Genomic DNA, 4,747 nt, shown 5'->3' with positions numbered 1-4,747 from the left:
GGTCATCGACTGCGCGGCCGTCGGCAGCAGCTGCGTGGCGCGTTCGATGCGGCGACGGCGCACGTAGCGCAGCGGGCTGGCGCCGGTACCCATGCGGAACAACCGCACCAGATGGAACCGGCTTACGCAGGCAACGGCAGCCAGCTCGGTCACCCGCAGCGGCTGCGACAGGTGCTCGTCGATGTAGCGCAGCGCACGCTGCAGGGCAGCCGACTGGTGCGGTGCCAACGTGGTTGCGGACAGGGCAGGAGGCTGGACGGTAGCCATGAAGGAGCGCCGCGACGGGAGCACCCATGGTGTGCCGCCGGCTGCGATCGCCCTACCCCCGTCGGTCGAGGCCGGCGCTCACCCATTCGGGGGAGGCCGGCGCTGCAGCAGGCGGCGGCCGAACAACCGCGCATCCAGCGAATACGCGCCCGGCCCCAGCATGAGCAGGGCCAACGGCAGCAGCAGCCAGGGCAGCGCCGCGCCCTGCCCGTACAACCCCGGCACCGCCAGCAGCACCGCCAGCGGGGTCAGCAGCCCGGGCAGCAGCAGGCCGATCGCCGCCAGGCACATCAGTCCCGGCACACCGGCCGGGCTTCCGCCCGCCAACAGCCCTCCTGCCACGCACAGGCGCAGCCACAGCAATCCCAGTCCGGGGCCGCGGTCAGGGAACATCACATACAAGCGCTGCATCGCCGGGCTCCGTCATCCATCACGGCGTGATAGCGGACACCGAAGCGGTACGCCTACCCCGAACGGGTCACCCCGGCCTGCCCCGCACCTGCCAGAATGACCACATGCGTGGCCGCCCCTTCCCCTTCCTGCGTCGCCTGCCGGCGCTGCTGTCGTGCCTGCTGTTGTTGACTGCCCTGCCCGTCTTCGCCGTGCAGCAACCCGCAGTGAGCGATGGCATGCCCGGCTATCAGCACACCGCCTGGCGCGTCGGCCAGGGCGCCCCGGGGGATATCTGGGATATCGTCCAGGACCGCCAGGGCATGTTGTGGCTGGCGACGGGTTCGGGCCTGTACCGCTTCGACGGCCGGCGTTTCGAGCGGCAGGCCGCACCGGCAGGCACCCGTTTTCCCTCCACCAACATGGTTACCCTCGGCCTCGATGGCGGCGATGGTGGCCTGTGGATCGGCTACTTCCAGGCAGGCATCAGCCAGTTCACGCAGGAACGCCTGCGCAGCTTCGGCCGCCCGCAGGGCGTGCCGGTGGGTGTGGTCCCCCGCTTCGCGCATGACCGCAACGGCCGCCTGTGGGCTGCCGTCAATGGTGGCCTGCGCTGGTTCGATGGACGTCGCTGGCAGCAGCCGCCGGCTTCCTTCGGCCTGCCGCAGAGACGCGTGCAATGGGTGCTGCAGGACCGCCACGGCACGTTCTGGGTGCTGGCGGACCTGCAGATATGGCGTCGCCCTCCTGGCGCGGCCCGCTTCGAAGCCACCGGCATCGCGGTCTCGCAGATGGCCTCGCTGGTCGAGAGCCCGCGCGGCGAAGTCTGGCTGGCCGACCGCGTGCGCGGCACGTCGCCGCTGGCCAACGCGCATGGCCTGTTGCCCGCCGAGGAACGTGAAGCACGGCGGCTGCCCGGGCTGATCGCCTCGCGTCTGCAGTTCACGGCCGACGGGGCCCTGTGGGCCACGCTCAGCCCGCACGGTGGCGTGGCCCGGGTCACCTTCGACGGCCAACAGGCTGTGCGCATGGAGCGCTTCGATGCCGCGCAGGGCCTTACCGCGACGTCGGCAGTGCCGGTCCTTGCCGATCGCGAAGGCAACATCTGGGTAGGCACCAACCTCGGCCTCAACCGCTTCCGTGCGCACAGCGTGCAGACCTTGTCCGTGGGCCCTACCGATCCGTACCGGTCATTGGTACGCGCCATTGATGGCCGGGTGTATGGCTATGGCGAAGACCTGAAGCTGTTCGACCTGCGGCGTCCGCTGCTGGGCGGCAGCGCTGCGCAGTTGCAGGCCGCGGCACGGCAGGCACCCACTCCGGTGTGGCAGTTCGACTGGATCAATCTGGCGCGTACCGTCAGCGGCCACACCACCCTCATACCGCTGCCGGCACCGTTCACCGGGCAGCCACTGCACGCCCTGCTGTTTGCCGATGCGGACCAGGCCTGGGCCTGCGCCGGCGAACGCGCGGTGCTGCACTACACGGACAACCGCTGGCGTCGCGAAACCCGGCTTCCCGAGCAGGCCTGTTCGTCGCTGGCGCGTACCGATGACGGTGCGCTGCTGCTGGGCTACGCCGATGGCACCCTGCGCCGCCTGCACGGCGCTACGGTCAACTCCTACGGCGCCACCGAAGGTCTGTCGGTAGGCCCGGTAACCGCGTTGCTCCAGCACAAGGATCTGCTGCTGGTCGCCGGCGAGGCCGGCCTGGCCGCGCGTTTCGGCAACGGCCGCTTCCTGCCGGTGCGCACCGACATGGCCGGCGTGCTGGAAGGCATCACCGGCATGGTCGCCGATGCGAACGGGCTGCTCTGGCTCAATGGCAGCCGCGGCCTGGTGCGGTTGCAGGTTGCCACCCTGCGCAGCGCGCTGCGCAACGAACAGGCGATAGCCCCCCGCCTGTTCGACGCGGTTGACGGCATGCCGGGCATCGCCCTGCAGAGCGGCCCCATCCCCACTGCGGTACTGGCGGCTGATGGTCTGCTGTGGCTTGCCACCAATCAAGGCCTGGCGTGGCTGGACACGCGGCAGTCGCACATCAACACCATGGCGCCTGGCGTGCGCATCGGTGACGTGCTGTATGGCAGTACCCAGGCCCCGTTGCAGGAGGGACTGCGCCTGCCGGCCGGCACTACCCAGCTGCAGATCGACTATGTCGCGCTGTCGCTGGCGCGGCCGGAGCGCAACCGCTACCGCTACCGACTGTCCGGCGTGGACGACGCTTGGCAGGAGGCCGGCGCGAGCACGCGCGCCTATTACACCAACCTCGCACCGGGCCATTACCGCTTCGAGGTGGAAGCAGCCAACGAAGATGGCATCTGGAGCAGCACGCCAGCCAGCCGCAGCTTCCACATCGCACCGACGTTCCTGCAGACCGCCTGGTTCAAACTGTTGTGCGTCTGCGTGGTGATGGCTGCGCTGGCGCTGGCCGTGCGGGTCCGCAGCCGGCAGCTGGCGGCATTGTTCCGCGCCCGCCTGCAGGAACGCAACGGCGAGCGCGAGCGCATTGCGCGCGATCTGCACGACACCCTGCTGCAGGGCAGCCAGGGACTCATCCTGCGCCTGCACGCCATCAGCCAGTCGGCACAGACACCAGAGCCGGTACGCACCCAGCTGGAATCGGCGATGCTGCTGGCCGAGCGCAATCTGGCCGAAGGCCGGGAACGGGTCAACGCGCTGCGCGACGCACCGTTTGCCGGCCGCGATCTCGCCTCTGCGCTGGCCGACGTGCATGCCGAATATGCAGGCCAAGGCACCAATCCACTGCGTTTGACCATGGAAGGCACCCCGCCGCCGCTGCAGGCCGAAGCCGCCGAGGAAGTGTTCCTGATCGGGCGCGAGGCCATCCGCAACGCGCTGCGGCATGCGCAGGCCAGTGCCATCGAAGTGGAACTGTCCTACGGCACGCGCTGCTTCCTGCTGCATGTGCGCGACGATGGCGTCGGCATCGCCAATGACAATGCCGGCGGCGGACACTGGGGCATGCAGGGCATGCGCGAGCGCGCACAACGGCTGGGTGCGGAGCTGCAGTTGTGGACACGCCCCGGCCTGGGTACCGAAGTCGCACTGTCCGTGCCGGCGCGTCGCTTGTATCACCGACATCCATCGCGCTGGCGTTGGCCCTGGAGCAGAACCTCCCATGACTGAATCCCTTCCTCCCATCGGCGTGCTGGTGGTTGATGACCATCCGCTGTTGCGCGATGGCCTGGCCGCACTGCTCGGCGCACATGCCGACCTGCGCCTGCTCGGCGAAGCAGCCGACGGCGAGGAAGCCCTTGCCCGCTACCAGCAGCTGCGCCCGGATGTGGTGCTGATGGACCTGCAGATGCCACGCATGGATGGCGTGGAAGCAATCGTGCGGATCCGCGCGATCGATCCCCGCGCACGCATCATCGTGCTGACAACCTACAGCGGCGACGTGCGCGCCGTGCGCGCGCTGCAGGCCGGTGCCAGCGCCTACCTGCTGAAGGACATGCTGCGCCACGAACTGGTGGCCACCATCCGCACCGTGGCCAGTGGCCGCCGCGCACCGATCCCGGCGGAAGTGGCGGCCAGCATCGCCGCGCACGTGGTGGAAGACCGGCTGTCGCCACGCGAAACCGAAGTGCTGCGCCACGTGGCCGGCGGCCTGTCGAACAAGCGCATCGGCGAACGCATGCAGATTTCCGAGCAGACGGTGAAGGCACACATGAAGAGCCTGATGGAAAAACTGGGCGTTGGCGACCGGACGCACGCAGTAACCCAGGCACTGCGTCGCGGAATCATCAGCCTGGATGACACCGGTCAGGAGTGAAGGGGCTTCGGCCGGGTTGCGCCCGGCACCCGCAGAGGCCGAAGCAACAGCAACAGCCGAAGCAACAGCAACAGCAACAGCAAAAGCCTGCATTCCTTGGGATGGCGGGGAGGGGACAGATGGCGGGGGACGCTGCAAGTACGTCCATGTAAGCTCGGTCGCGCCATCCATGGCGCTCACGCCCCCGCCATCTGTCCCCTCCCCGCCATCCCAAGGAATGCAGGCTTTTGCTGTTGCTGTTGCTGTTGCTTCGGCTGTTGCTGTTGCTTCGGCCTCTGCGGGTGCCGGGCGCAAC

General features: G+C 68.9%; 4 protein-coding genes. 2 read left to right on the top strand and 2 right to left on the bottom strand.

From position 1 onward, the window contains the following. The coding region (locus AC1DJN_RS20750; RefSeq protein WP_478040041.1) for a helix-turn-helix domain-containing protein at positions 1-267 on the bottom strand (267 nt) is incomplete at its 3' end. A gap of 78 nt (positions 268-345) precedes the next feature. After that, complete coding sequence (locus AC1DJN_RS20745; RefSeq protein WP_032975282.1) at positions 346-678, bottom strand: hypothetical protein; 333 nt, start codon at positions 676-678, stop codon at positions 346-348. A gap of 104 nt (positions 679-782) precedes the next feature. Between AC1DJN_RS20745 and AC1DJN_RS20740 the strand changes: the two genes are divergently transcribed. After that, positions 783-3,806 (top strand): sensor histidine kinase, encoded by a 3,024-nt coding sequence (locus tag AC1DJN_RS20740; protein WP_442251865.1) that lies wholly within the window; start codon positions 783-785, stop codon positions 3,804-3,806. Next, the gene (locus AC1DJN_RS20735) at positions 3,799-4,452 is read left to right on the top strand and encodes a response regulator (RefSeq protein ID WP_442251866.1); all 654 of its coding nucleotides are present in this window, start codon (positions 3,799-3,801) and stop codon (positions 4,450-4,452) included. Before AC1DJN_RS20740 ends, AC1DJN_RS20735 begins: the two co-directional genes overlap by 8 nt. The last annotated feature ends 295 nt before the right edge of the window (positions 4,453-4,747 follow it).

The organism is Stenotrophomonas sp. 05L414_2 (genome assembly GCF_056397905.1).
The sequence above is the reverse complement of the archived record's forward strand: the minus strand, read 5'-3'. Positions and strand labels throughout refer to the sequence as shown.